Below are 1,434 nucleotides of genomic sequence, written 5' to 3' on the forward strand. Positions count from 1 at the left end.
ACACTTCCCGCCTCGCGGTGGGCGCTGCCGCGCCGCGGAGCCCCGGTCGGCGGACCGGGAGCCCGGGCTCCACCCACGCCCGGGGCGGCCCGGTGGGTCGGGCGGTCCTGTCGACCGCGCGTTCCGCACGGCGGACGACGGCAGCGGGCCCGGCGCCTCTCGTGGAGGTGCCGGGCCCGCTGCCGTCGTCTCGTGGTGCCGGGGGTGGTCAGTCGGGCAGGCGGGTGCCGGTGGTGGTGTCGAAGAGGTGGAGGTGGTCCAGGGTGGGGGTGACCCAGATGGTGGACCCGGCCTTGGGTGGGGTGCGGCCCTCCACGCGCACGACGATCTCGTGGGCGGCGGGGGCGTCCTCGCCGGTTCCGTCGGTCTCGGCGGTGGGGTCGATCTGCACGATGGTGTTCGCGGCGGTGACCGGGGCGAGGTGGCCGTAGACGAAGGCGTCGGCGCCGAGTTCTTCGACCACATCGGCCACGATCGGCAGCCCCTGCCCCTCGCCGGCGGGGGTGAGGTCCTCGGGGCGGATGCCGACGGTGACCTGGTGGCCGGTCAGTGCCGCCCGCTGGGCGGGGCTCAGCGGAATGGCCAGGGTGCCCAGGTTCACCCCGGTGTCGGTGACCGGGGAGCGGAAGAGGTTCATCGCCGGGGAGCCGATGAACCCGGCGACGAACTCGGTGGCCGGGCGGTCGTAGAGGGCCCGGGGGGTGTCGACCTGCATCAGCACCCCGTCCTTGAGCACGGCGACCCTATCGCCTATGGTCATCGCCTCGACCTGGTCGTGGGTGACGTAGACGGTGGTCACGCCCAGGCGGCGGGTGAGGGAGGCGATCTGGGTGCGGGTCTGCACGCGCAGCTTCGCGTCCAGGTTCGACAGCGGCTCGTCCATCAGGAACACCTGCGGGGAGCGCACGATGGCCCGGCCCATCGCCACCCGCTGGCGCTGCCCGCCGGACAGCGCTTTGGGCTTGCGGTCGAGGTAGTCGGTCAGATCCAGGATCTTGGCGGCCTCCTCCACCCGGCGCTTTCGCTCCTCGGCGGGGACCTTGGCGATCTTCAGGGCGAAGCCCATGTTTTCGGCCACGGTCATGTGCGGGTAGAGGGCGTAGTTCTGGAAGACCATCGCGATGTCGCGGTCCCGCGAGGGCACGTCGGTGACGTCGCGGTCCCCGATGTAGATGTTCCCGGCGGTGACCTCCTCCAGGCCGGCCAGCATCCGCAGGGTGGTGGATTTGCCGCACCCGGAGGGTCCGACCAGGACCAGGAACTCCCCGTCGGCCACCTCCAGGTCCAGATCGGTGACCGAGGGCCGCTCGGCCCCCGGGTACTGACAGGTGACATTCGCGTAGCGCACAGCAGACATGGAACAAGCCTCTTTCCCGGCAGGCACGTGCCGGACGATCCGAAGGAGAAGAGCAACCCCCACAGGTGACGGGGGCC

Annotated in this window: 1 protein-coding gene; it reads right to left on the reverse strand. The window is 71.6% G+C overall.

Going from position 1 to position 1,434, the window contains the following annotated elements:
* Window positions 1-208 precede the first annotated feature (208 nt).
* Entirely contained in the window at window positions 209-1,357 is a 1,149-nt protein-coding gene (locus ABL57_RS12190) for an ABC transporter ATP-binding protein (RefSeq protein ID WP_047803751.1), read from the reverse strand.
* Between the last annotated feature and the right edge of the window lie 77 nt (window positions 1,358-1,434).

It is taken from the genome of Kocuria sp. SM24M-10 (assembly GCF_001027955.1).
Taxonomy (GTDB): Bacteria; Actinomycetota; Actinomycetes; order Actinomycetales; family Micrococcaceae; genus Kocuria; species Kocuria oceani.

What these genes read in the sequence shown, in the direction of transcription:
- ABL57_RS12190 (WP_047803751.1), bottom strand. Translation starts at nt 1,357, where the DNA reads ATGTCTGCTGTGCGCTACGCGAATGTCACCTGTCAGTACCCGGGGGCC.